Origin of the sequence: Streptomyces argenteolus, from assembly GCF_042902585.1 — a bacterium.
GTDB classification, from domain to species: domain Bacteria; phylum Actinomycetota; class Actinomycetes; order Streptomycetales; family Streptomycetaceae; genus Streptomyces; species Streptomyces argenteolus.
The window spans coordinates 173,533-198,010 of the sequence record NZ_JBIBEG010000005.1; the positions used below are offsets into that span (position 1 = coordinate 173,533).

General features: G+C 72.0%; 21 protein-coding genes. 9 read left to right on the top strand and 12 right to left on the bottom strand.

Annotation, left to right across the window (positions count from 1 at the left end):
• Window positions 1–236: 236 nt before the first annotated feature.
• The 3 genes from ACFY8O_RS19535 (at window position 237) to ACFY8O_RS19545 (ending at window position 2,519) form a co-directional block, all read left to right on the top strand.
• A complete protein-coding gene (locus ACFY8O_RS19535) occupies window positions 237–1,340 on the top strand; it encodes an LLM class flavin-dependent oxidoreductase (RefSeq protein WP_145809967.1) in 1,104 nt (367 codons plus the stop codon).
• Between the two features lie 2 nt (window positions 1,341–1,342).
• Window positions 1,343–2,002 (top strand): FMN reductase, encoded by a 660-nt coding sequence (locus ACFY8O_RS19540; RefSeq protein WP_387904544.1) that lies wholly within the window; start codon window positions 1,343–1,345, stop codon window positions 2,000–2,002.
• 94 nt (window positions 2,003–2,096) lie between these two features.
• A complete protein-coding gene (locus tag ACFY8O_RS19545; protein WP_145809969.1) occupies window positions 2,097–2,519 on the top strand; it encodes a universal stress protein in 423 nt (140 codons plus the stop codon).
• A 148-nt stretch (window positions 2,520–2,667) separates the two neighbouring features.
• Here ACFY8O_RS19545 and ACFY8O_RS19550 read toward each other — a convergent pair whose 3' ends face one another.
• The 4 genes from ACFY8O_RS19550 to ACFY8O_RS19565 all read right to left on the bottom strand — a co-directional run bounded on the left by ACFY8O_RS19550 (window position 2,668) and on the right by ACFY8O_RS19565 (window position 5,545).
• The gene (locus tag ACFY8O_RS19550) at window positions 2,668–3,030 is read right to left on the bottom strand and encodes a hypothetical protein (RefSeq protein WP_387904010.1); all 363 of its coding nucleotides are present in this window, start codon (window positions 3,028–3,030) and stop codon (window positions 2,668–2,670) included.
• 105 nt (window positions 3,031–3,135) lie between these two features.
• Complete coding sequence (locus ACFY8O_RS19555) at window positions 3,136–3,993, bottom strand: ABC transporter permease (RefSeq protein ID WP_387904013.1); 858 nt, start codon at window positions 3,991–3,993, stop codon at window positions 3,136–3,138.
• Entirely contained in the window at window positions 3,990–4,961 is a 972-nt protein-coding gene (locus ACFY8O_RS19560; protein WP_387904016.1) for an ATP-binding cassette domain-containing protein, read from the bottom strand. Before ACFY8O_RS19560 ends, ACFY8O_RS19555 begins: the two co-directional genes overlap by 4 nt.
• A gap of 173 nt (window positions 4,962–5,134) precedes the next feature.
• Window positions 5,135–5,545: a hypothetical protein gene (locus ACFY8O_RS19565; protein ID WP_145809975.1), complete on the bottom strand. Its 411-nt coding sequence runs from the start codon at window positions 5,543–5,545 to the stop codon at window positions 5,135–5,137.
• Window positions 5,546–5,671: 126 nt separating this feature from the next.
• Here ACFY8O_RS19565 and ACFY8O_RS19570 point away from each other — a divergent pair, with 126 nt between their 5' ends.
• From ACFY8O_RS19570 to ACFY8O_RS19580, 3 genes are all read left to right on the top strand, one after another.
• On the top strand, window positions 5,672–6,529 hold the full coding sequence (locus ACFY8O_RS19570) for a hypothetical protein (RefSeq protein WP_387904019.1): 858 nt from the start codon (window positions 5,672–5,674) through the stop codon (window positions 6,527–6,529).
• A gap of 303 nt (window positions 6,530–6,832) precedes the next feature.
• Window positions 6,833–7,771: an NADP-dependent oxidoreductase gene (locus tag ACFY8O_RS19575; RefSeq protein ID WP_387904021.1), complete on the top strand. Its 939-nt coding sequence runs from the start codon at window positions 6,833–6,835 to the stop codon at window positions 7,769–7,771.
• Window positions 7,772–7,806: 35 nt separating this feature from the next.
• The gene (locus ACFY8O_RS19580; protein ID WP_145809981.1) at window positions 7,807–8,052 is read left to right on the top strand and encodes a DUF2630 family protein; all 246 of its coding nucleotides are present in this window, start codon (window positions 7,807–7,809) and stop codon (window positions 8,050–8,052) included.
• A 222-nt stretch (window positions 8,053–8,274) separates the two neighbouring features.
• Here ACFY8O_RS19580 and ACFY8O_RS19585 read toward each other — a convergent pair whose 3' ends face one another.
• Both ACFY8O_RS19585 and ACFY8O_RS19590 read right to left on the bottom strand, forming a co-directional pair.
• Window positions 8,275–8,679 (bottom strand): RNA-binding S4 domain-containing protein, encoded by a 405-nt coding sequence (locus tag ACFY8O_RS19585; protein WP_145809982.1) that lies wholly within the window; start codon window positions 8,677–8,679, stop codon window positions 8,275–8,277.
• Window positions 8,680–8,913: 234 nt separating this feature from the next.
• On the bottom strand, window positions 8,914–10,974 hold the full coding sequence (locus ACFY8O_RS19590; RefSeq protein ID WP_387904025.1) for a PhoX family protein: 2,061 nt from the start codon (window positions 10,972–10,974) through the stop codon (window positions 8,914–8,916).
• A gap of 359 nt (window positions 10,975–11,333) precedes the next feature.
• Between ACFY8O_RS19590 and ACFY8O_RS19595 the strand changes: the two genes are divergently transcribed.
• Window positions 11,334–13,343 (top strand): VWA domain-containing protein, encoded by a 2,010-nt coding sequence (locus tag ACFY8O_RS19595; RefSeq protein ID WP_387904028.1) that lies wholly within the window; start codon window positions 11,334–11,336, stop codon window positions 13,341–13,343.
• On the opposite strand, the gene ACFY8O_RS19600 is transcribed toward ACFY8O_RS19595, so the two are convergent.
• Together ACFY8O_RS19600 and ACFY8O_RS19605 are read right to left on the bottom strand one after the other, a co-directional pair.
• The gene (locus tag ACFY8O_RS19600) at window positions 13,277–14,470 is read right to left on the bottom strand and encodes a sensor histidine kinase (RefSeq protein WP_387904547.1); all 1,194 of its coding nucleotides are present in this window, start codon (window positions 14,468–14,470) and stop codon (window positions 13,277–13,279) included. The genes ACFY8O_RS19595 and ACFY8O_RS19600 overlap by 67 nt on opposite strands.
• 62 nt (window positions 14,471–14,532) lie before the next feature.
• On the bottom strand, window positions 14,533–15,186 hold the full coding sequence (locus tag ACFY8O_RS19605; protein WP_167526244.1) for a response regulator transcription factor: 654 nt from the start codon (window positions 15,184–15,186) through the stop codon (window positions 14,533–14,535).
• Between the two features lie 147 nt (window positions 15,187–15,333).
• Between ACFY8O_RS19605 and metG the strand changes: the two genes are divergently transcribed.
• Window positions 15,334–16,947, top strand: coding sequence for a methionine--tRNA ligase (metG, locus tag ACFY8O_RS19610; protein ID WP_387904031.1), 1,614 nt, complete (start codon window positions 15,334–15,336; stop codon window positions 16,945–16,947).
• Between the two features lie 156 nt (window positions 16,948–17,103).
• Here metG and ACFY8O_RS19615 read toward each other — a convergent pair whose 3' ends face one another.
• The 3 genes from ACFY8O_RS19615 to aspS all read right to left on the bottom strand — a co-directional run bounded on the left by ACFY8O_RS19615 (window position 17,104) and on the right by aspS (window position 21,022).
• On the bottom strand, window positions 17,104–17,859 hold the full coding sequence (locus tag ACFY8O_RS19615; protein ID WP_387904033.1) for a hypothetical protein: 756 nt from the start codon (window positions 17,857–17,859) through the stop codon (window positions 17,104–17,106).
• 255 nt (window positions 17,860–18,114) lie between these two features.
• A complete protein-coding gene (locus tag ACFY8O_RS19620) occupies window positions 18,115–19,041 on the bottom strand; it encodes an intradiol ring-cleavage dioxygenase (protein WP_387904035.1) in 927 nt (308 codons plus the stop codon).
• A gap of 163 nt (window positions 19,042–19,204) precedes the next feature.
• Window positions 19,205–21,022 (bottom strand): aspartate--tRNA ligase, encoded by a 1,818-nt coding sequence (gene aspS / locus ACFY8O_RS19625; RefSeq protein ID WP_145809996.1) that lies wholly within the window; start codon window positions 21,020–21,022, stop codon window positions 19,205–19,207.
• 184 nt (window positions 21,023–21,206) lie between these two features.
• Between aspS and ACFY8O_RS19630 the strand changes: the two genes are divergently transcribed.
• Window positions 21,207–23,327, top strand: a complete 2,121-nt coding sequence (locus ACFY8O_RS19630; RefSeq protein ID WP_387904039.1) for an ATP-binding SpoIIE family protein phosphatase — start codon at window positions 21,207–21,209, stop codon at window positions 23,325–23,327.
• 75 nt (window positions 23,328–23,402) lie between these two features.
• Here ACFY8O_RS19630 and ACFY8O_RS19635 read toward each other — a convergent pair whose 3' ends face one another.
• Window positions 23,403–24,473: an AI-2E family transporter gene (locus ACFY8O_RS19635; RefSeq protein WP_387904042.1), complete on the bottom strand. Its 1,071-nt coding sequence runs from the start codon at window positions 24,471–24,473 to the stop codon at window positions 23,403–23,405.
• Window positions 24,474–24,478 lie beyond the last annotated feature (5 nt).

The following is a 24,478-nucleotide window of genomic DNA, read 5'->3' on the forward strand; positions in this document are numbered from 1 at the left end:
GCCGCTCCTAGGAGGAGCGCCACCAGGTACGGCACGGGACGGAGGTCATGAGGGTGAGTGTACCGCGCACCGGCTTGCGGAGCAGGGCTTTCCCGGGCCCGCACGACCCCGCTCCGGGGCGCCTTCGACGCCTCCCCGGACGGGTGGAATAGAGATCGGGGGCCTTCCGTTGTAGGGTGTGTTCACATAGTTCAACGTTCAACCAACCTCGCAGTATCTACTTGGAGGCGGGCGCCATGCAGTTCGGGATCTTCACCGTCGGGGATGTCACCACCGACCCCACGACCGGTACGACACCGAGCGAGAACGAGCGGATCAAGGCGACCCTCGCGATCGCGCTCAAGGCCGAGGAAGTGGGCCTGGACGTCTTTGCGACCGGCGAGCACCACAACCCGCCGTTCGTCCCCTCGTCGCCGACGACCACGCTCGGCTACATCGCCGCCCGCACGGAGAAGCTGATCCTCTCCACCTCCACCACGCTGATCACCACCAACGATCCGGTGAAGATCGCCGAGGACTATGCCACGCTCCAGCACCTCGCCGACGGCCGCGTGGACCTGATGATGGGCCGTGGCAACACCGGACCGGTCTACCCCTGGTTCGGCAAGGACATCCGCCAGGGCATCCCGCTCGCGATCGAGAACTACGCGCTGCTCCACAAGCTGTGGCGCGAGGACGTCGTCGACTGGGAAGGGAAGTTCCGCACCCCGTTGCAGTCCTTCACCGCGACCCCGCGCCCGCTGGACGGCGTGCCGCCCTTCGTCTGGCACGGCTCCATCCGCTCCCCGGAGATCGCCGAGCAGGCCGCCTACTACGGCGACGGCTTCTTCCACAACAACATCTTCTGGCCGATGGAGCACACCAAGAAGATGGTCGACCTCTACCGGCGCCGCTACGCCCACTACGGGCACGGCACCGCCGAGCAGGCCATCGTGGGCCTCGGCGGCCAGGTGTTCATGCGGAAGAACTCGCAGGACGCGGTCCGGGAGTTCCGCCCGTACTTCGACAACGCGCCGGTCTACGGGCACGGGCCCTCGCTGGAGGACTTCACCCAGCAGACCCCGCTGACCGTCGGCTCCCCGCAGGAGGTCATCGAGCGGACCCTGTCCTTCCGCGAGGACGTCGGTGACTACCAGCGCCAGCTCTTCCTGATGGACCACGCGGGGCTCCCGCTGAAGACGGTCCTGGAGCAGCTCGACATCCTGGGCGAGGAGGTCGTGCCCGTCCTGCGCAAGGAGTTCGCCCGTCTGCGCCCGGCCGGAGTGCCGGACGCCCCCGTCCACCCGGCGGTCACCGCCGCCCGCGCCGCCGCCTCGGCCGACCCGAAGGAGCTCCGATGACCATGCCCGCCACGGCCCCCCTGAGGATCGTCGCCGTCGCGGCCGGACTCAGCAGCCCCTCCTCCACACGGCTGCTGGCCGACCGGCTCGCCGAGGCGACCCGCGAGAGGCTGGCCGCCGACCAGGACCGCCGCGTCGAGATCGAGGTCGTCGAGCTGCGCGACCTGGCCGTCGACATCGCCAACCACCTGGTCACCGGCTTCCCCCCGGCCGGCCTGAAGAAGGCGCTCGACGCGGTGACGGGCGCGGACGGCCTGATCGCCGTGACGCCCGTGTTCACCGCCTCGTACAGCGGACTGTTCAAGTCCTTCTTCGACCTGGTCGACAACACCGCGCTGACCGGCAAGCCCGTCGTCATCGCGGCGACGGGAGGAACCCCCCGGCACTCGCTGGTCCTGGAGCACGCGATGCGCCCGCTCTTCGCCTACCTGCGGGCCGTGACCCTGCCGACCTCGGTGTACGCGGCGTCGGAGGACTGGGGCTCCCAGGCTGACGAGTACACCGAAGGGCTGCCGTCCCGGATCCGGCGCGCGGGCGGCGAGCTCGCCTCCGCCGTCACCGGGCGGACCGTCTCCGGCGCGTCCCGGGCCCTCACGCTCGACGACGGCGAGGACGCGGTCGTTCCGTTCGCACAGCAGCTCGCCGAGCTGAACATCGGCTGACCCGGGCATCGAGGGCCCGAAAGAGCCCTCGATGTCTGGTTTGACTAGAGTTGCCGATGAATGCCGTAGAAGTTCGCACACACCGGAGGCAGACATGGGCAGGATCGTCGTGGGCGTGGACGGATCGGACGCGTCGGTCAAGGCGCTGCGCTGGGCGGTACGCCAGGCGGAGCTGACCGGCGACACGGTCGAGGCCGTCAACAGCTGGGAGTACCCCTCGACCAGCTGGGCGTCCATGATGCCGGGCATGCCCGAGGACTTCGACCCGCAGGCGGTGGCGACGGTGGCCCTCACCGAGACCCTGGAGGAGGCCCTCGGCGCGGAGGGCGCGGCGGCCGTCGAGAAGGTCGTGGTGATCGGCAACCCCGCCCAGTCCCTGCTGGACCGTTCCAAGGGGGCGAACCTGCTGGTCGTCGGCGCACGTGGCTACAGCGGCTTCAAGGCGACGCTGCTCGGCTCGGTCAGCCTCCACGTCACCCAGCACGCCGCCTGCCCGGTCACCGTCGTACGCGATTGAGCCGGCGTCGTACACGACCGAGCCCGCGGGACCGTACGGCGGCGGACCGCAGCCCGTGCCCGCGGGGACGCGGGGCCGGCCGTGCCCCGGGGGCACGCGCGCGGCCGTCCCGGCGGCGCGTACCCCTGACGCGTGCGGTGGTGCGGTGTCAGGCCTGAGAGGTGAGGTGGCTGATCACCTGGTCGAAGTCCTTCGTGGGTGAGAAGTCCACGAAGTCGCAGTCCTCCAGCGCCTCGGGCACGTGCCCCGGCGCCCAGTAGAACGCCTGGCCCTCCTCGTACACCTCGGAATCGGCGCCGGTCCGCAGCTTCAGCCGGCCCTTGACCACGTAGCCCCAGTGAGGACAGGGGCACATGTCGTCGGGGAGGCCCTTGAGCCCCGGGCCCATGTCCGCGCCCTTGACGAGCCGGATGAAGGCGACCGTCAGATCGCCGCCGATCTCCTTCTTGCGCAGCTCCGCGTCGTCGGTCTGCATCGCAACGGGCGTCTCGTCCCGTGTCGTTGACGTCATGGCTCCTCCAGAGCCGTTCTCCGTCCCCCTTCCAGTCTGGCCCCGGCCCCGGGGAGGCGCGACGCCGGAGGGCGGCGATGACCGGCGGGGAGGGCCCTGGTGCCGTCACTTCCGGTTGTAGAGCCGCATCGTCACCGCGCCGAACACCGCCACGAACAGCGCGGACCAGCCCAGTGACCAGGCGATGTCCGTCGCGGGCCAGTTGCCCGCCATCAACTCGCGTACCGCCGCCGCGAGGTGGGTGACCGGGCTGTTGTTCACGAACGCCTGGAGCCAGCCGGGCATCGTCCGGGGATCGACGAAGACGTTGCTCAGGAAGGTGAGCGGGAAGATCACCATCATGCTGACGCCCATCACCGACTTCTCGGAGCGGAGCATCAGCCCGAACATCGTCCAGATCCAGGAGAAGGCGAACGAGAACACAAGCAGCAGCGCGACACCCGCCAGCACCCCCAGCACTCCGCCGGCCGGCCGGTAGCCGATGACGAGGCCGACCGTGAGCATGACGACCGAGGCCAGGAGGTAGCGCACGACGTCGCCGAGCAGATAGCCGACCATCGGCGCCGGACGCCAGATCGGCAGCGTACGGAAACGGTCGAACACGCCCTTGGCGATGTCGGTGTTGACCGCGACACCCGTGTACATCGTGATCATCACGACGCTCATGACGAGGATGCCGGGCAGCAGGAACTGGATGTACCCCTCGGTCGACCCGGCCAGCGCACCCCCGAAGAGGTACGTGAACATCAGCACCATCATGATCGGGAAGACCGTCACGTCGAAGAGCTGCTCCGGCACGTGCTTGATCTTCAGCATGGCCCGCCACCCGAAGGTGAGGGATGCCGACAGCGCCCCGGGCCGCGCCGGCCGTTCCTGGCCGACCAGCAGGGAGGCGAGGGTCTCGGCGTCCGGTGCGGCGAGTTCGGTGTCGTCCTGCCGGGTCCCGGCGGGCGCGATGCTCATGCCGCGGCTCCCTTCCTGTCCGTGAGCGCGAGGAAGACCTCGTCTAGGCTGGGCTGGCCCAGCGCGAAGTTGTCGACGTGGATGCCGCACCGGGCCAGCTCCGCGAGGGCGCGTGCGGCCTGCTCGGCCGCCCCCTTCTCGGTGCCGTGCCCGCTGACCGTGGCTGTCAGCGCCACCGGGTCGTGGTCCAGCTGCACCGGGGCGTCCAGCACGAGCGCCAGCACCCGCTCGGCCTCCGGGCGCTGAGCGGGGTCGCGCAGGCGCAGATGGACGGAGCCCGCGCCGACGGAGGCCTTGAGCTCACCCTTGGTGCCCTCCGCGATCACCTTGCCGTGGTCGATCACAGCGATGCGGGAGGCCAGCTGGTCGGCCTCGTCGAGGTACTGCGTGGTCAGCATGACCGTGGTGCCCTGGGCCACGACGGCGCGCACGATGTCCCACACCTGGTTGCGGCTGCGCGGGTCGAGGCCCGTCGTCGGCTCGTCCAGGAAGAGCAGGTCCGGGGTGTTCAGGATGGAGGCGGCGATGTCGATCCGGCGCCGCATCCCCCCGGAGTAGTTCTTCACCTGCTTGCCCGCCGCCTCGCCCAGCCCGAACGCCTCCAGCAACTGGGCCGCCCGGGCCCCGGCGGCGGGCCTGGAGTGGCCGAGGAGCCGGGCCAGCAGCACGAGGTTCTCCGTACCGGTCAGGTCCTCGTCGACCGAGGCGTACTGCCCGGTGAGGCTGACCCTGCCCCGCACCGCGTCGGCGTCCCGCACGATGTCGTGCCCGAAGACCCGGGCCCCGCCCGCGTCCGGACGCAGCAGGGTCGCCAGCATCCGCACGGTGGTGGTCTTCCCGGCTCCGTTGGGCCCCAGGACCCCGTAGACGGTGCCCGCGGGCACGGCGAGATCGACGCCGTCCACCGCGCGGTTCTCCCCGAAGACCTTCACCAGCCCCGTGGTCTCGATGGCCAGTTCGCTGCTCATGTGCCCCTCCTTGTCGGCGGTTCCGAGCCGTGTCGGCGGTGTCGAGGGCGGACACGGGGACACGATGACACGGCCCGGCCGCACCGCGGGGCGTATCGCACGAAACGGGCCCGTACGGTCGCCGGGTTCCGCCCCGGAGGCCGTACGGGCCCGTTCGGAGTACCGCCCGGGTGTCAGTTCTCGCGGGTGTAGTAGGTGTAGAACATCGTGCAGAACATCCCCGCGGCGACCACCAGCCCGATCACGGTCGACGTCAGCACGCTGTTGCCGTTCAGGCTGGAGAGGAAGCCCACCGTGCCGCCGGCCAGCACGCCGAACGCCGCGGCGCGCATCTCCCTCGGCAGGGCCCAGCGGACCCGCAGGAGCGCGTAGCAGAGCACGGCGAACACGACCCCGGAGACGACACCGAGCCAGACCTGCCCGGCCGTGGTGGTTCCTCCGTCCCGGTTGATGAAGAAGGCCCAGAACCCGACGATCACTCCCAGCACCACGGGCACCGCCCAGGCGAGCGCGGTGGGCTGCCGCCGGGCAGGTGTGCGGGCGTGCATACGGCGGCGCGTCGGCATCGTTGCGTGTGTGGCCATGACGGCACAGCTCCTTCCGTCGCCCCCGCCTGTCTCCCTCCAGCGCACACCCGGCCGGGGCCTTCGGCAACTCGGATGGCCTACGGCCCGGGGCGCACCGGCGTCGCGCGGGATTGGCTGGGTCCTGTGCGGACCTCTCTCTCAGCGGCTCTCTCGGCGGTACTGCTCGTACTGCTTGCCGTGCTGGTGCCGGTGAGCGCCCTCTCCGCGTGGGTCGATCTCGAACTGGACGACACCGACCGGTATCTCGCCACCGTGTCCCCGCTGGCCTCCGACGAGGACGTACGGGAGACCGTGGCGACCCTGGTCACGGCCGAGGCGATGCGGAACATCGACGTGGGGCCTCTCCAGGACACCGTCGAGGAGTTCCTGCACGAGGCCGCCCTGTCGTTCACCGGCACCGAGACCTTCCGGCGCGCCTGGGACAGTGCCAACCGCGCGGCGCACCAGGAGGTCACCGCCGCACTGCGCGGGGAGGACGGGCAGGCCGTGACCATCGACCTGGAGCCCGTGATCAAGGAGGTCAGACAGGAGCTGACCGAGAAGGGAGTGCCGTTCGCCGACCTGATCCCCGTCCAGGGCACGTCGATCACCGTCCTCTCCGCCGACCGCGCCGACGAACTGCGGTCCTCCTTCGGGTGGCTGCGTCACTGCAGCGTCTGGCCCGCCGTCGGGACGGCGGTCCTGCTCGTCCTCGTACTGGGCCTCGCGCTGGTGCGGGGCGGGCTGCGGGCCGGTCTCCTGGCCGCAGCCGTGGCGGGCTGCGGGCTCGTGCTCGGCGCGGCCCTGCTCAGGATCGCCGTCGCCGTGGGCCGTGACCGGGTGCTGGACGAGGTGCCGGGCACCGACCGGGGCGCGGCGGCGGCGGTGTACGACGCGCTGACCGCCTCCCTGCGGACGACGGTGTGGGTCGTGCTCCTGGCCGGGGCGGTGCTGGCCGTCGCCGCCCTGGTGGGACGGCTCGTGGCGGGCCGCCGGGGGTAGGGGCGCGGGACGCGGCCACGAGGGCGGGCGGGCTCCGCTCGCGGGGGCGGGGCTCCGGTGGGAGCAGCAGCACCGCAGGGGGTGCGGGCGCCGCGCTCCTGCGGCTCGGCGTCACACCGGTCCCCGGCTCCCGCGCCGTCGCCCGGGTCCTGGGCCCGGGCGGCCCCGGCCACCGCGCCCTGTTCGTCTCCCCAGCGCTCCGCTCCGGCCGAGTCCGCGCCCCGGGGCCCGACATGCGCGGGTGCGTGGGCCGGGCGAGAGTGGGATGCGTGAGAGCAGGGGGTCGACTGAGAGGTCTGCCGTATGCGAGCCATCGCTGTCAGCGCTTTTCGTGCGGAGCCCTGTCTCGTCGAGGTGCCGAAGCCCGACCCCGGGCCGGGCGAGGTGCGGGTGAAGGTCGAGTACGCGGCGCTCAACCCTCTCGACTGGCAGACCGCCGACGGAGCCCTCGACGGAGTCGCCCCCCACGTGTTCCCGCTCGTGCTGGGCACCGACTTCGCGGGCCGGGTCGACATGGTCGGCAGCGGCGACAACCGCTTCCGGGTCGGCGACCCCGTCCTCGGCCGGGTGACGGCCCCGCCCGTCGGGCGGTGCGGAGCGTACGGCGAGTACGTGTGCGTCCCCCAGGACTCGCCGATCGCACTCGTCCCGCGCGACCTGCCGCTCCGGATCGCGGCAGCCCTCCCCACGGCGGGCGCGACGGCGGCACAGATCCTGTCGAGCACGGCGGTGCGCAGCGGGGTGAGCCTGCTCGTCGTCGGGGCCACGGGCGGCGTCGGCGGGTTCCTGACCCAGCTCGCGGCGGCCCGTGGCATCGGTGTCGTCGCGGCGGTGCGGGGCGACGAGGGGCGGCGGATGGGGGCGCTCGGCGCCACCGCCACCGTCGACACGACCGACCCGGGAGCGCTGGAGGCGAGGGTGCGGGAGCTGTACCCGGGCGGCGTGGACGCGCTCGTCGACCTCGTCTCCACGGACACCGCCTCGTTCGCCTCGTACACCGCGCTGCTCGCGGACGGCGGGGTCGCCGTCACCACGAGGGGCGTGGCCGCCCCGGCGGGCATCGCCTGGACCGATTTCAGGCTCGCCCCGGCGGCCGGGGTCCTCGACGCTCTGACCTCCGCGGTGGCCGGCGGCGAGCTGGAGGTCCCCGTCGACATGGAACTCCCCCTGGAGAAGGCGCCGCAGGCACTCGCCCAGAACCGCGCGGGCGGGGCGCGCGGCAAGACGGTCTTCGCCGTCTGACGCGCCGCCCCGTACGACACACACCGGAGAGACTCATGGCCGACCAGGACATATTCGAGCGCATAGACGTGCTGGTCACCGAGGAGCGTGCCCTGCGCTCCCACTCCGACGCGACGCTCGGCCTCTCGCCCGAGGACCGGTCACGGCTGCACGAGGTGGAGGTCCAGCTCGACCAGTGCTGGGACCTGCTGCGGCAGCGGCGCGCGCTCGTCGAGTTCGGCGAGGACCCCTCGGCGGCGAAGGTGCGGCCGGCCGACGAGGTGGAGGGATACCGGAGCTGACGAGCTCGTGCACGGTCGGGGCGCCGCCGGGCTCGTGCACGCTCATGGCGGGGCCCGGGGGCGGGTCCGCCTGATCCGGCCCGCGCCCAGGGCTGCGCGCGGTGCGCTGGTGGCTGGGCCGGGTTCGGTCCTGCCGCGGCCCGGCCCATGGCCTGGGCTGCGTGCGGCACGCTCTGGGACAGGCGGGCCGGGTCCGCTCAGATCCGGGTCGGGCGGGAGGTCTCAGAGCGGATTCGGGCCGCGCCCCTGGAGGCGCTCCATCTCCCGGCGGTCCCGCTTGGTCGGGCGCCCCGCGCCCCGGTCGCGGACCGGGACCTGGAGTGCCGCCTCGCGCGGCGGCGGGGGCGGGCTGTTGTCGACGAAGCACTCCACCGCGACCGGCGGGCCCACGCGCTTCTTCACGATCTTGGAGACGACCACGATCCGGTCCCGGCCCGCGTGCCGCAACCGCACCTCGTCACCCGCGCGCAGGGACTGGGCGGGCTTGGCCCGCTCGCCGTTGACCCGCACGTGTCCCGCCCGGCAGGCGGCAGCGGCCTGCGACCGGGTCTTCGTCAGCCGGACCGCCCAGATCCAGGCGTCGACCCGGACACTTCCCTCCGCCTGCGGTGCCTCACCGGAAACCATGGAACCGACTCTAATCCGGTGAGGCGGCCCGGTGGGACCGGGAGCCGAACCCGCCGGCTCCCGCCCGTGGCACCGGCGTGCGGCAGCCACCCGCACGCACCGCCCTCCGCGCCGGTGTGCGGGTCACGGCAGGGGTACCAGCGGTGCGCCTGCCGTTCGTACACCCACCTCGGGCGCTCACCCCACGGGCACGGGCGGAAGCGCGCTCCCGCCCGTGCCCGTGGCGCTGCCGCCTCAGACGCCGATGTCGCCGCCGTCCTTGCGCCACACGGCGACGACCGAGGGCCGCACGATCTTTCCGGGGCCGTCCGGCCAGGTGCTCGCCGGCTTCTCGACGGACGCGCCGTCGACCTCGCCCGGGTGCTGCACGGCGACCAGGACCCGGCGGTCCTGGATCAGGGGGCCGCAGGTCTCGGCGCCCTTCGGCACGGTGAGGAACTGCTTCAGCTCACCGCGCCGCTCACCCTGGGTGGCCACACCGAACAGCCCGTCGTGCGAACCGAGCTGGTTGCCGTCCGTGGAGATCCACAGGTTTCCGTGGTCGTCGAACGCGACGTTGTCCGGGCAGGAGATGGGGCTGACCTTCTCCTTCGGGAAGCCGGAGAAGTACGTCGCCGGGTCCTCCGGGTCGCCCGCGACGAGGAACAGCCGCCAGGCGAAGCCGTCACCGGCCGGGTCGTCCCCGTGCTCGGCGAGCTCCAGGACCTGGCCGTGCTTGTTGGCGTTGCGCGGGTTGGCCTCGTCCGCGCCGGGCTTGCCCGCCTTGCCGCGGTCGGTGTTGTTGGTGAGGGCGATGTAGACCCGGCCGGTGCGCGGGGAGGGCTCGACGTCCTCGGGGCGGTCCATCTTCGTGGCGCCGACCTTGTCACCGGCCAGCCGGGTGAAGACGTAGACCTCCTCGGCCGTCATGCCGGGGACGTGCGAGGTGGTGCCGGTGGCGAGCGGGATCCAGACGCCGCTGCCGTCGAACTCGCCGTCGGCGGGGAGCTTGCCCGTGCCGTCCAACTCCGCTGTGGGGGAGTCGCCAGTCAGCTTGGCGACGTACAGCGTGCCCTCGTCGAGGAGCGTGAGGTTGTGCTCCCGGGCGGCCCGGGAGTTCCCCTTCTTCATCCGCTTGCTGGAGACGAACTTGTAGAAGTAGTCGAACCGTTCGTCATCGCCCATGTAGACCACGGGACGGCCGTCGGCGGTCAGCCGGGGCTGCGCCGCCTCGTGCTTGAAGCGGCCGAGCGCGGTCCGCTTGCGCGGCGTGGAGTCGGGGTCGTACGGATCGAGCTCGACGACCCACCCGAAACGGTGCGCCTCGTTGGGCTCCTGAGCCAGGTCGAAGCGCTTGTCGAACCGCTCCCACTTGCGCTCCGTGGCGGCCGTGCCGATGCCGTAGCGCTTGTCGGTGGCGCTGGAGCCGTTGGCGAAGTACTGGTTGAAGTTCTCCTCGCCGTGCAGCGTGGTGCCCCAGGGAGTCGTGCCGCCCGCGCAGTTGTTGAGCGTGCCGAGCACCTTGCGGCCGGTGTGGTCGGCGGAGGTACGCAGCAGAGGGCTGCCCGCGGCCGGGCCGGTGACCTCGAACTCGCTGGTGGCGGTGAGGCGGCGGTTCAGCGGGTGACGGCTGACCGGGCCGAGCTTGCCGGTGCGGTTCTCCTCCTGGACGACGACCACGGAGAGTCCGTGCGCCGCCCAGGCGATCTCGACCTGCTCACGGGTCGGGTTGGCCGGATCGTATCCACGGAACATCAGGATCTCGTCCGTGTACTCGTGGTTGGCGACCAGCACCTGGCGGCCACGCTCCCCACGCAGCGGGAGCAGGGAGAGGAAGTCGTTGTTGTAACCGAACTGCCCCGCCTGCGCCTTGGCGGACTGCTTGTCCGGATCGAAGGCGGGTGCTCCGCGCAGAATCGGTTCGCCCCAGCGGATCACGACGTTCTGGCCGTAGCCCTCGGGGACCGTCACCGCGTCGGCCGTGTTGGGCGCGACGGGCGCGAAGCGCAGACCGCGGGCGCCCGAGGTGCCGGGCCCGGGCTTGCCACCGTGGCGACCCGCGAACGGCGCCGCCTGGGCACTCGGCGCCACCGGACCGGCGAGAGCGGCGGTTCCGGCGGCAGCGGCGACGGTCACCACCGCCGCGGCGCGCATCATCGACCGGCGTGACAGGGCACCGGCGATGACATCGCCAGCGTACTCGTTGTCGCTGGTGTTCGGGATGTCCTGGAAGCAGGCGTCACCGCAGCGGTAGCGGCAGGTCAGCGCAGAGCGCCCGCCCGGGTGCGAGCCGATGAGCGGCAGCAGGTTGCGCACGTTTTCGTCCCTCCGTCTGTGTGTCGCACGTGACGCTAGGAGCGCATCCGCGCCATTCGTGGGACTGCTGATGAACGGAGGGTGAAGTCCAGGACACCGCTGTCCGCCGGACCGATCGCGCCCCGTGCGGCCCCCGTTCGGGCCCTCGCCCCTCCCGCGTCCGTGCGTGTGCCCCGCCCCCTGGTCCGGGTTCGGCCAGGACTCGGCCGGGACTCGGTCGGAGCTCGGTTGACACAGGGGCGGGCCGCGCCACCGAACGGCCGGATCCGGCCGCTAACCTTACGTATCCGCCCTGGCCAGGGATCAATTCCCGCAGTACGGACATTTATCGCACCCAACTCATGCGAAAGGCCTCGCCCATGGGCATTCGGAGCTTGCTGCGCAAGGTGTTCGGCCGCACGGAGCAGGACGAGTCGGCCACGGCCACCGTCCCGCCCCAGGCCGAGCGCACCCAGCCCACGGAACCGGAGGCGGAGCCCACGACTTCGGCGGCCGAATCCGTGAAGGCCTCGGTACCGGCACCGGCCTCCCCCTCGTCGGGCGGCCGGTCCACGGACACCGAGCACGACAGCGGACAGGCTTCGGACCTGGTGGCAGCGGCCTTCGACAAGGCGGCTGCCGCGCCCGCCCCGGCCGCGGCGCCGAAGGTGCCGGCCCAGGCGTCGGACCCGGAGACGCGGGCAGCGGCGAATGCCGAGGCCTCGGACGCTTCCGCCACCCCTGCGGCGCCGGCCCCCTCCGACGCGCCTGCCGTCTCCGACGCCCCGGTCACCTCCGACACCCCGGACGCCCCGGTCGTCTCCGACGCCTCGGACGCGCCCGTCGCGGAGATCGAGGAGAAGCCGGTCGCCGCCGCGCCGATCACGATCGACTTCGACCCGGAGCCGGAGGTCGAGGCACCTGCCGTGACGCCGGAGCCGGAAGCCGCCGCCACGTCGGGAGTTGAGGCCGAGCCTGCCGCACCCGCCGCCGGGACGGCCGCCGTTGACACCCCCGTCACCGAGACGCCCGCCGTCGAGGCCCCCGCAGCCGGGGTCGACGACGAGGAACCCGCCGCCGAGGCGCCCGCGGCGGTCGAACCCGCCGTGGAGGAGCCGGCCGCCGAGGCCCTCGCCGCGGAGCCGAAGGCCCTCGCCACCGAGGAGCCCGCGGCCCAGGACCCGGCGCCGGCTCCCGAGGCCGTCACCGCGCCCGAGGCCGTCGCGGAGGAGAAGCCGGTCGCGGCCCCCGCGCCCGCCGCGCAGGACGAGCCCCTCGCCACCGAGCCCGAGGCCGTCACCACGGCCGAGCCCGCCCCCGAGCCGGTCGCCGAGCCCGCGCCCGCCGCGCAGGACGAGCCCCTCGCCACCGCGCCCGAGGCCGTCGCGGAGGAGAAGCCGGTCGCCGCCCCCGAGCCCGCCGCGCAGGACGAGCCCCTCGCCACCGAGCCCGAGGCCGTCACCGAGCCCGAGCCGGTCGCCGAGCCCGCGCCCGCCGCCGCCCCGCCGGTCGCCGAGGTCCCCGCGAAGCCCGTCATCACGATCACTCCCGAGCTGGCCACCGCCGAGGCCGTCCCCGTACCGGAGACCGATGTCCCCGCCGGGTCCGCCGTCGAGGCCGAGCCGGTCGCCGCCGTCCTCGCGCCCGTGTCCGAGGACCGGCCCGGGACCCCCGCCGAGGCGGGAGCCGCTCCGGCCGGCAGGCCGGCCGTCACCCTCGCCCGGGTGAAGTCCGCCGCACCCGGGCTCGTCGCCCCGTACAAGGCCGCCCAGGCCGCGCTCAAGGCACACGGGCTGACCGGCCTGCGGGCCACCGTCTACCTGGTGCTGGACCGCTCCGGTTCCATGCGGCCCTTCTACAAGGACGGCAGCGCGCAGCACCTGGGTGACCGCACCCTCGCGCTCGCCGCGCACCTGGACAGCAGTGCCACGGTGCCCGTCGTGTTCTTCTCGACCGACATCGACGGAACCGGCGCGATCGACCTCACCGCGCACGAGGGCAGGATCGACGAGCTGCACGTCGGCCTCGGCCGCCTCGGCCGCACCAACTACCACCGGGCCGTCGAAGAGGTCGTCACCCACTACGAGAAGTCCGGTGCCACCGGCCCGGCTGTGGTGATCTTCCAGACGGACGGCGCCCCGGACGCCAAGGTGGCGGCCAAGCAGGCGCTGGTGGAGGCGGCCCGGCTGCCGCTGTTCTTCCAGTTCGTCGCGTTCGGCGACGAGGACGCGAAGGGCTTCGACTTCCTGCGCAGGCTGGACGCGGCGAACGCCGGGTTCTTCCACGCCGGCCCCGCCCCGCGCGAGGTGCCCGACGCGACGTTCTACCGGGAGGTCCTCGCCGGACTGCCCGTCTGGGCCGCGGCCCGTGGAGACCTCGCGGAGGGCTGATCCACCGGCAGCCGTACGGTCACGGCGAGCCCGCCCCCGGGGCAGGGTTCCGCCGTGGCCGTACCGCCGTGAGCCCACGCGATGGAACGGACGATCGAAAGACCGAGGCCGGAGCCCTGGCCCATCCGGTCCCGTCCCTCCCCGCGCCGGAACGGCTGGAAGAACCCCGCGATGTCCGCCTCGGCCACGACCGGCCCCGTGTTGCGGACCACCAGCTCCCCGCCCGCCGACAGTGACACCCGGACCGAGCCGCCGGGCACGTTGTAGCGCACCGCGTTGGAGAGCAGGTTCGCCACCAGCTGCGCGAGCAGCTGCCGGTTCCCCCGTACGCCGCAGGGCTCGGCCTCGACCGTGAGCTCCGGGCGGAAGGCCGCGCGTTCCGTCACCGCCGTCGGCCGGGCGGCCTCCTCCGCCACCACCTGCGCGAGATCCACCTCCTCGCGCTCGCTCCTCGCCAGCCCCCGCTCGCTGCGCGCCAGCACCAGCAGTCCTTCGATGAGGCGCTCGCTGCGCCGGTTGCTGTCCAGCAGCGTCTGCCGGGTGCGTACGAGGTCCTCCGGCGAAGGGTCGTCCAGACCCACCTGGATCGCGGCCCGCTGGGTGGCCAGCGGGGTCCGCAGCTCGTGCGAGGCGTTGGCGATGAAGCGCCGCTGGCTGTCGAAGGCCTTCTCCAGCCGCGCGAGCAGCGCGTCCAGGGTCTCCCCCAGCTCCTTCAGCTCGTCGTCGGGGCCGCTCGACGCGATCCGCTCGTGCAGGGTGTGCTCGGAGAGCCGCCGCGCCTTCGCCGTCATCGCGTGCACGGGCCGCAGTACCCGGCCGGCGGTCCACCAGCCCACCCCGACCGCGCACCCCGTCATGACGAGCAGGGCGGCGGCCGACCAGTACAGGAGCTCCCGGCTCGCGGCGTCGCTGACGTCGTCGGTGACGTCGTAGACCGTGGGCGGGCCGAGGCGGCCCCGGGCGTGCAGCGGGCCGTTGACCGCGAAGCCCGGCTGGGAGACGGCGGCGGAGGTGGCGATGGCACGCGCCTGGGAGTCCGTGCCGGCGCGGGAGGCCAGATTCACCGTGGTGAGCAGCGCCGTCCCCAGGACGAGGAAGACACCGCCGTACACCAGCGCGATCCGCATCCGGATCGTCGAGTGCCGCACCGGGGGCACTCCGGTCGCGCGCACCAGCCTCAGCAGCCGGTTCACAGGGCGTACCCGACGCCCTGCACCGTGCGGATCAGTGCAGGCTCCCCCAGCTTGGCCCGCAGCTTGCTCATGCAGACGCGGACGGCGCCCGTGAAGGGGTCGGCGTTGGCGTCCCACGCCCGCTCCAGCAGTTCCTCCGCGCTGACCGTCCCCCCGTCGGCCTCCAGGAGCAGCTGGAGCACGGTGAACTCCTTCGGCGACAGGTCCAGGTCCCTCCCGTCCCGGGTGGCCGCCCGCCGCACGCTGTCGAGCCTGATGCCGTGCCGCTCCAGCTGCGGCGGTACGGGCCGGGCGCTGCGCCGTCGCAGGGCGCGCACCCGGGACACCAGCTCGGGGAACTCGAAGGGCTTGCTCACGTAGTCGTCGGCCCCGAGGTCGAGCCCCTCCACGCGGTCCTCCATGGTCCCGGAGGCGGTGAGCATCAGGATTCTGGTGCGGGAGCCGGCGGCCACGAGCCTGCGCGCCACGTCGTCGCCGTGGACCCGGGGAAGATCACGGTCGAGGACGACGACGTCGTAGTCGTGCAGCCCGAGATAGGCGAGAGCCGCGTCCCCGCTGTACACGGTGTCGACGGCGAATCCGGCCCGCCGCAGCCCGGTCGCCACCAGCTCCGCCAGGATCTCCTCGTCCTCGGCGACCAGTACCCGCATCGTGTTGTCCCCTGCCTCGTGCACGCGTGCCCACTCCTCCCAGGATGCGTCTTTGGTACGGGAAAGGATGTTTCGCAAAGCTCTCCATGGGCGGACCCGCCGTTATCGATGTGAGTGGATCTCCCACGGGCCGTTAGGATTTCGGCCATGGCGGCCACTGGATCCGAGAAGCAAGGGGGCGACGGCGTGAAGAGTTTCTACGTATCGACCCCCATCTACTACGTCAACGACGCTCCTCACCTGGGCCACGCCTACACGACCGTCGCAGGCGACGTGCTCACGCGCTGGCACCGCCAGCGCGGTGAGAAGGTGTGGTACCTCACCGGCACGGACGAGCACGGTCAGAAGATCATGCGCACGGCCGAGGCGAACGACGTCACGCCCCAGGCATGGTGCGACAAGCTCGTCGAGGAGGCGTGGAAGCCCCTCTGGGAGCACCTGAACATCGCGAACGACGACTTCATCCGGACGACGGAGAAGCGGCACACGGACCGTGTGCAGGAGTTCGTGCAGGACCTGTACGACAAGGAGCAGATCTACAAGGGCGGGTACGAAGGCCCGTACTGCGTGGGCTGCGAGGAGTACAAGCTTCCCGGCGACCTGATCGAGGCCGAGGACGGCACGAAGCTCTGCCCGATCCACAAGAAGCCGGTGGAGCTCCTCAAGGAGGAGAACTACTTCTTCAAGCTGAGCGAGTACGGCCCGAAGCTGCTGGAGTTCTACGCGGCCAACCCCGGCTTCATCCAGCCCGAGTCGGCCCGCAACGAGGTCGTCAACTTCGTCACCCAGGGCCTCCAGGACCTGTCGATCTCCCGCTCGACCTTCGACTGGGGCGTCCCCGTGCCCTGGGACGAGAAGCACGTCATCTACGTGTGGGTCGACGCGCTGCTCAACTACGCGACGGCGGTGGGCTACGGCGCCAACCAGGAGAAGTTCGACGGCACCTTCCCGGCGAACGTGCACCTGGTCGGCAAGGACATCCTGCGCTTCCACGCGGTGATCTGGCCGGCCATGCTGATGGCGCAGGGTCTGCCGCTCCCCGGCAAGGTCGCGGCGAACGGCTGGCTGATGGTCGGCGGCGAGAAGATGTCCAAGTCGAACCTGACGGGCATCAAGCCGCAGGACCTGACCTCGCACTTCGGCGTGGACGCGTACCGCTGGTACTTCCTGCGCGCCATCGCCTTCGGCAGCGACGGCTCGTTCTCCTGGGAGGACTTCACCGCCCGCTACACCTCCGAGCTCGCCAACGACTACGGCAACCTCGCCTCGCGCGTCGCGGCCATGGTCGGCAAGTACTTCGGCGGCGCCCTCCCGGAGGCCACGGCCGCCGGTGACGCGGAGCGGGCCGTCCAGGAGGGCCTGGCGAAGGCCGTGGCCACGGCCGACGCCAAGATCGGCGAGGAGCTGGACTTCCAGGCCGGCATCCTGGCGATCTTCGAGTTCGTGAAGCAGGTCAACGGCTACATCACGGAGCAGGAGCCGTGGAAGGTCGCCAAGGACGAGTCGCCGGAGGGCCAGGCCCGGCTCGCGACCATCCTGTACACGGCGGCCGAGTCGCTGCGCGGAGTCGCGGTCCTGCTGAACTCCGTGATGCCCGACACCTCGCAGAAGTTGTGGGAGTCCCTGGGCGCCGAGGCGTCCCTGGGCGCCCTGGCCGACCAGCGGGTGCAGGACGCGGGCGACTGGGGCCTGCTCCCGGCCGGCACGACGGTGACGAAGGGCGCGGTGCTGTTCCCGCGTCTGGAGGAGAAGCCCGCGTAAGCGGCGCGCACGACGAAGGAGCCCGGACCCGAGCGCATCGGGGGTCCGGGCTCCTTCGTCGTACCCGCTCCCTCACCGCGCTCCGTCGGGCGCGGCTGAGGGCTTCGTCCACGCGCCGCCGCCGGTGTCCGGGCGGAGCAGGAGGCGCTGCGCCGGTCACCGGGCCAGCGATGCGGCGTCCCCCATCACGATCACGGGGTACTTCGCGGGATCGAGGGTGAGCAGCAGTTCCCGCATGCGGTCCTCGGTCACCGACACACAGGCCTGCGTGGGGCCGTCGTGGTCCACATGGATCCAGATGCCGCCGCCCCGCTCCTCGCCGAGCGGCCGGGTACGGTCCAGCGGGCTCGTGCCCGGGGTGCGGTTGTAGTTGATGGCGATGACATGGTCGAAGGAGCCCTCCAGCGGCTCCCCGAGGAAGCCCTCCCCGCTCACCGCGAAGCGGGACTCCTGGTCGTACGGAAGCAGCGAGCCGGGGTCGGGCAGCAGGCCGCCGGCGTCGGTCAGACCGAAGACCCCGACGGGGGACCGGAGGTCGTTGGCGAGATGGTGGTCGGTCCAGCCCTCCATGCCGTTGTGGGCCGGCCAGGGTCCCGCCCCGGGTCTCCAGCCGCGTGCGGAGTCCTCGCGGCTGTAGAGCACGACGGTGGAGCGGTTGGAGTCGGGGCCCTGACCGGTGACCACGACCGCCTGCCGGGCGGAGGCGGGGATCCGCGAGCGGGTCTGCGGGCCGAGCCCGGGAATCTCCGCGGGAGGGACCGCCGGCTCCACCGGAAAGGACGACGCGGCCGGGGACCCGGGGCCGGCCGCGCCGTGCGGAGGGGAAGTGGTCCGCACCGCACCGGCGGAGCAGCCGATGACCAGCAGGAACAGGATGACGAGCATGACGTGGGGGCGACGCGGGGCGGTCACGGTGCGGGACTCCTCGGTGCGGGAGGGACGGGCGCTTCCGGTGCCAGTCTTTGCCGGGCCCGGCGGCGCCGAACCCGAACCGGGGCCATCCGGATGTACCCGCTCCGTGTACCCCGAGTCCGGAGAGTTCTGCCTGTCCCCCGTGCGCGGGCGCAGGGCCCGGAACCGTGGGTGGTTCCGGGCCCTGCGCCCGGGGGCCGGCAGGCGTGACCGCGCCCGGTGGACCGCCCCGCCGGTACGCCTCGCGGGTGCCGGTCAGAGGCCGGTGCCGTCGTGGGTCTCGTCGGGATCGACGCCCATGGTGATCGAACCGGTCACTCCGCGTGCCATGCGGCCCTTGCGGTACGAGAGCTTCAGCAGTCCGCCCGTCACGCCGCTCCGGTCGTAGATGGTGTCCTCGGTCAGCGTCGTACGGGTGGTGGTGCTCGTGGAGTAGGGCTGCTCCTTCGCGGAGTCCAGGACCGCCGACTCGGCGAAGAAGAACTGTCCCGTGTGGCAGGTGTGCCCGCCCTCGTAGCCGGCCTCGGTCATCTTCCCGCCGACGTGGACCTTGGTGTGGATGTGCACGGCCCTGCCCTGGTACCAGCCGGGGAAGATCGTCGTGAACTCCACGTACCCGTGCTGGTCGGTGAGCTGTGTCCCGCGCAGATAGCGCTCGTCGTCGGTGGGTTCGCTGTGTCCGCCGCCGCCCGGAGCCCCGGACGGGGGCGTTCCCGTGGGGGCCCCGGAGGGCGCCTCGGGCGGGGCGCCGGAGGGTGACCCGCTCGGTGGGGTGCCTCCGCCGGGACCGCCCTGGCTCATGTTCTCGTAGCCGGAGTAGATCCCCAGGGCGTCGCAGTGCCAGATGTCGACCGCCGCCTTCTTCAGCGGCTTGCAGGTGCCGGAGTCGATCACCTTGAGCCGGAGGGTCAGCGGGATGCCCTCCTTGTCCTCGGTGATGTCCTTCCGGATCTTGTCGGCGTCGATGTAGTACGGGCCTTCCGTGGTCTCCGAGGTCAGCCGGTAGCAGGCCTCCCCCTGGCCGGTGGCCCCTCCCGAGGAGGCGCTGCTCTCCTCGTCGGCCGAGGCCGTGGCGACCACACCGGCTCCGACTCCGGCGGCGGCCACGACCGCCCCGCCGGCCAGGATCACCCGGCGCCGGGTCAGGTCCTTCTTGTGTGCGGGTCCCTGATTCTCTGTCATGGGCCGGGAGACTAGGCAGCCGAGCTGGCAGTCACATGGGTGCGGGCTGTGTGTTCCTGTGGGCCCTGGTGCGCACCCGAGGAGAACGGACGAAACAGCCCCCGGTGATCCGCTGAGCGGCCGGGGGCTGTTTCACGTGGAACCGAAGCGGAACCGGTGGCGCTTACTTCGCGCCGGTGTCCTTGGCCACGGCGTCCGTGACGTCGGGCTTGTCCTTCGCTGCCGCGACGGGCTTGCGGAGCTGGATGTTCAGCTCGCGCAGCCGGGTCTCGTCCAGCACGGTCGGGGCGCCCATCATCAGGTCCTGGGCGTTGCCGTTGAGCGGGAAGGCGATCGTCTCGCGGATGTTGGGCTCGTCGGCCAGCAGCATCACGATGCGGTCGACACCCGGGGCGATGCCACCGTGCGGCGGGGCGCCGAGGCGGAAGGCGCGGAGCATGCCCGCGAACTCGTGCTCGACGGTCTCGCGGTCGTAGCCCGCGATCTCGAAGGCCTTGAGCATCAGCTCGGGCTCGTGGTTACGGATGGCGCCGGAGGACAGCTCGATGCCGTTGCAGACGATGTCGTACTGCCAGGCGAGGATGTCCAGCGGGTCCTTCTCCTCCAGGTCCTTCAGGCCGCCCTGGGGCATCGAGAAGGGGTTGTGCGAGAAGTCGATCTTCCCGGTGTCCTCGTCCTTCTCGTACATCGGGAAGTCGACGATCCAGCAGAAGCGGAAGACGCCCTCCTCGAAGTGGCCGGCGCGCTTGGCGGCCTCGACCCGGACGGCCGACATGATCTTGGAGACCTCGTCGAACTCGCCCGCACCGAAGAAGACCGCGTGACCGGGGACGAGCGAGAGGCGCTCGGTGAGGGTCTTGACGTCCGTCTCGGTGAGGAACTTCGCGATCGGTCCGGCCAGCGTGCCGTCCTCGCCCACGCGGACCCAGGCGAGGCCCTTGGCGCCGTGCTCGACGGCGTACTCACCCAGGCCGTCGAAGAACTTCCGGGACTGGCCCGCGGTGTCAGGGACCGGGAGCGCACGGACGTGCTTGCCGGCGAAGGCCTTGAAGCCGGAGTCCGCGAACACGTCGGAGATGTCGACGAGCTCCAGCTTGGCGCGCAGGTCCGGCTTGTCGTTGCCGTACTTCAGCATCGACTCGCGGAACGGGATGCGCGGGAACGGCGAGGTGACCTCGCGGCCGTTGCCGAACTCGGTGAAGAGCTCGGTCATCAGCTTCTCGATCGGCTGGAAGACGTCCTCCTGCTCCACGAACGACATCTCGACGTCGAGCTGGTAGAACTCGCCCGGCGAACGGTCGGCGCGGGCGTCCTCGTCGCGGAAGCACGGCGCGATCTGGAAGTAGCGGTCGAAGCCGGAGATCATCAGCAGCTGCTTGAACTGCTGCGGCGCCTGGGGGAGGGCGTAGAACTTGCCCGGGTTCAGCCGGGAGGGCACCACGAAGTCACGAGCGCCCTCGGGGGAGGTCGCGGTGAGGATCGGCGTCGCCATCTCGTTGAAGCCGAGGGCGACCATCTTGGAGCGGATGGACGCGATCACGGACGACCGCAGCATGATGTTGCGGTGCATGCGCTCGCGGCGCAGGTCGAGGAAGCGGTACTCCAGGCGCCGCTCCTCGTTGACCCCGTCCTCGGCGTTGATCGTGAAGGGCAGCGGGGCGGCCTCGCCCAGCACCTCGACCTCGGTGACCTCGATCTCGATCTCGCCCGTGGGGAGCTCGGGGTTGACGTTGTCGGCTCCGCGCGCGGAGACCTTGCCGTCGATCCGGACCACGGTCTCCTTGGTCAGCTTCGCCAGGGCGTCGTTGCCGGGGGTGCCGGGGCGGGCGACGAGCTGCACCAGACCGTAGTGGTCGCGCAGATCGATGAAGAGGATGCCGCCCAGGTCTCGGCGATTGTGCAGCCAGCCGCTCAGCCGGACGTCGGTGCCGACGTCAGAGGCGCGGAGCTCGCCGCAGGTGTGGGACCTGTACCGATGCATCGTCGTTCATCCAGTCTTCGCGGTCGGGGTGGAATGACACCCCAGGCTACCGCCCGTAGGGGCACCACTTCATTGACATGGGCGCCGTGCACCCGCCGGGGAGGCCCGTACGGGCCCCGCGGGGCGTTTCCGTGCGGCTGCCCCTCGGTGGCGTCGACGGAGAACATCTTCCTAAAGTGGGGCAATGCGCACCGAGGAGATCCTGGCTGCGATCGGGACCGGTCTGTGGAGCTGGGACAGCTCGTCAGGCACGGTCACGCTCGACGCGGAGGCGGCCCGGCTGCTCGGGCTGCCGGCCGAGCCCACGGTCCGCCCCGGCGGTGAGGTGCGCCCCCGCTTCCACCCCGCCGACTGGAACGAGATCGACGGGGTGGTGAATTTCGCGGTCGCCAAGGACACCGTGGCCGAGGCGCGGATGCGCATCCTGGACGAGCACGGAGCCGTGCTGCGGACGGTGCGCAGCCGGTCGAAGCCGGTCCCGGTCGAGTCGCCCGGCCGCCATGTGTACGTACTGATGGGCACCCTGCAGGAGGTCGCGGAGCCGACCGGCTCCGCGGCCTCCACCCCCCTCACCGGCGACTGGCGCCGCTCGCGCGAGGCGTTCCTGCTGGACGCGGGCCGGGCGCTGGCCGAGGCGGGGTCCACCGAGGAGGTCCTGCGGGTCGCGGGGTCACTCTCGATGCCGGGCTTCTCACCGGACGGGCTGGCCCTCTTCGGGGTCGCGGGCGACCGGCTGACGGTCATCGGGCACCACGGGCACAACGTCGGCGACGAGAAGCCGTTCACCGAGATGCTCCTGCAGACCGACTACCCGGCGGCCGAGGTCGTGCGGACGGGCCAGGCGATCTACCTCTCCTCGCCGGAGGAGTACAAGCGGCGCTACCCGACCACCTGGCCGCTCGCCCAGGGCTTCGGGCGCCAGTCCTGGGCCTTCCTGCCCCTCATCTCCTCCGGGCGCACCATGGGGGCCTGGATGGCCGGTTTCCGGCACAGCGTGGCCTTCTCCCCTGACGAGCGATCCGTGCTGACGACGGTGGCGCGGATGCTGGCACAGGCGCTGACCCGCGCCGGTGCGGCGGAGACCGAACGCGAGCTGTCGCTGGGCCTGCAGAAGGCGATGATGCCCTCGCTCGGCCCCGGCGTGCCCGGCCTGACGGTGGCGGCGCGCTACATCCCGACGGGCGGCGGGCTCCAGGTCGGCGGCGACTGGTACGACATGATCCCGCTCCCCAACGGCCGTATCGCCCTCGTCATCGGTGACGTCCAGGGGCACGACGTGCGGGCGGCCGGGCTCATGGGCCAGCTGAGGATCGCCCTGCGCGCCTACGCCACCGAGGGACACCGCCCCGACGCGGTGCTCTCCCGGGCCTCGCGGTTCCTGTCCGGGCTCACGGACGCCTACGGCCTCGGCGACGGGGAGGACGCGTCCGACGCGATGCGCTTCGCCACCTGCCTGTACGCGGAGGCCGATCCGGAGACCGGCACCCTCGACATCGCCCGTGCGGGCCATCCGGACCCCGTGGTGATCAGCGTGGACGGCACCGCCGTGATCCGGCAGACGGCGGGCGGGCTGCCGCTGGGCATCGAGAAGGACGCCGACTATCCGACGACCCGTGTGGTCCTGGGGCCGGGCGAAACGATCATGCTGTGCACGGACGGGCTCATCGAGACCGGCGGCCACGACATGGCCACCGGCTGGACGCGGCTGCGGCCGGTCCTCGAAGAGCCGGTCGAGGACCTGGAGAGGCTCGCCGACGCCCTGGTCCAGGCCGTGCACGGTCCGGGCTCCCACCACACGACGGGACCGCTGGTGGACCGCCGCGAGGACGACATCGCGGTCCTGGTGCTGCGGCGGGAGGGGCAGCGGGCACGCAGGGCACCCGGCCGCCGGTCGGCGATGACCATCGCCCAGGCGGAGCCCGAGCGGATCGCATCGGCGCGGCAGCAGCTGCGGGAGCTGCTGCACGACTGGGCGGACGCGGAGCAGGTCGACTCCGCCGAGCTGATGGTCTCCGAGATGGCCACCAACGTGCTGGTCCACACGGACGGCGACGCGCTGCTCGTGGCGGAGGTGAGCGGCGAGCGCGGCGAGCGACGGCTGCGCGTCGAGGTGGCCGACACCAGTGACGAGCTGCCCCACAAGCGGCGGCCCGGCGAGATGGCGTCCAGCGGCCGGGGGCTGGTGCTGATGGAGATGCTCGCCGACGCGTGGGGGGTGGACCCACGGGGCGAGGGGAAGTCGATCTGGTTCGAGCTGTACGAGTCGGCCGAACCCGCGGAATTCGCGGCGGCCGGCAGCGCGTGACCCCGTCGGGCCTGCGGAGAGGGCGAGAACGCGCGGGGCCTCCGCCGCACCACAAGGCCAGGGCCCCCGCCCGCGTCACGGGCCCTCGGGGACCCCGCCGTGCTCCGCCTCGTAGCCCTTGCGCAGTTCGCCGATCACTCCGAACGCCGCGGCGCACACCGGCACCGCGAGCAGCATGCCCAGCAGTCCGGCGACGCTCGCTCCCGCGGTCAGCGCGATCATGATCATGGCCGGGTGCATCTGCACCGTGCGGCTCTGGATGACGGGCTGGAGCACGTGTCCCTCCAGCACCTGGACGGCGAGCACCACGCCCACCGTCCAGAGCGCGATCACGAGGCCCCGGTCGGCGAGCGCGACGAGCACGGCGACGGCACCGGAGATGAACGCCCCGAGATACGGGATGTAGGCGCCGACGAAGACCAGCGCGCCCAGCCCCACCGCCCCCGGCACCCGCAGGATCAGCAGCCCCACCGTGATGCACAGCGCGTCGATCAGCGCGATGAAGGTGGTACCGCGCATGAAGCCCTCGACGGCCTCGAAAGCCCTGCGCCCCATGGCCTCGACGAGGTCTCCCGTGCCGCGCGGGGCGAGGGTGTGGGCGAGGCTCACGGCCCGGTCGGAGTCGCGCAGGAAGAAGAAGGTGAGCAGGAGGGCCAGGACGCCCGTGGCCACCAGTGAGCCGATCAGGCTGATCCCCGTGAGCAGCCCGCCCGCCGCGCTCGCGCCGAACTTCTCGACCAGACCCTTCGCGTTGTCCGCCAGATCGTCGACATTCGCTACGCCCTCGATGTCGAAGTGGTCGATGACCCACTGCGCGGTGTCCTTCAGCGAGGCCACGATCTGGTCGCCTGTGTCGACGAGGGCGGTGACGACGATGTACCCGGCACCCCCGCCCACGGCGACGAGCAGGGCGCAGGTGAGGCCTGCCGCGACCGACCTGTTGACCTTCCGCCCGGTCAGCCAGCGGTGCACGGGCCCGAGCAGGGCCGTCCCCAGCAGCGCCAGCAGGACCGGGGTGACCGCGGTCTTGAGCGCGACGCACAGCCAGATGGCCACCGCCGCGACACCGGCCACGAGGAGCAGAACGCCGCACCAGGCGGCCGTCCGCCGCGCGACATCGGGCAGGAGGGGCTTCCGGGTAGGCACTCTCC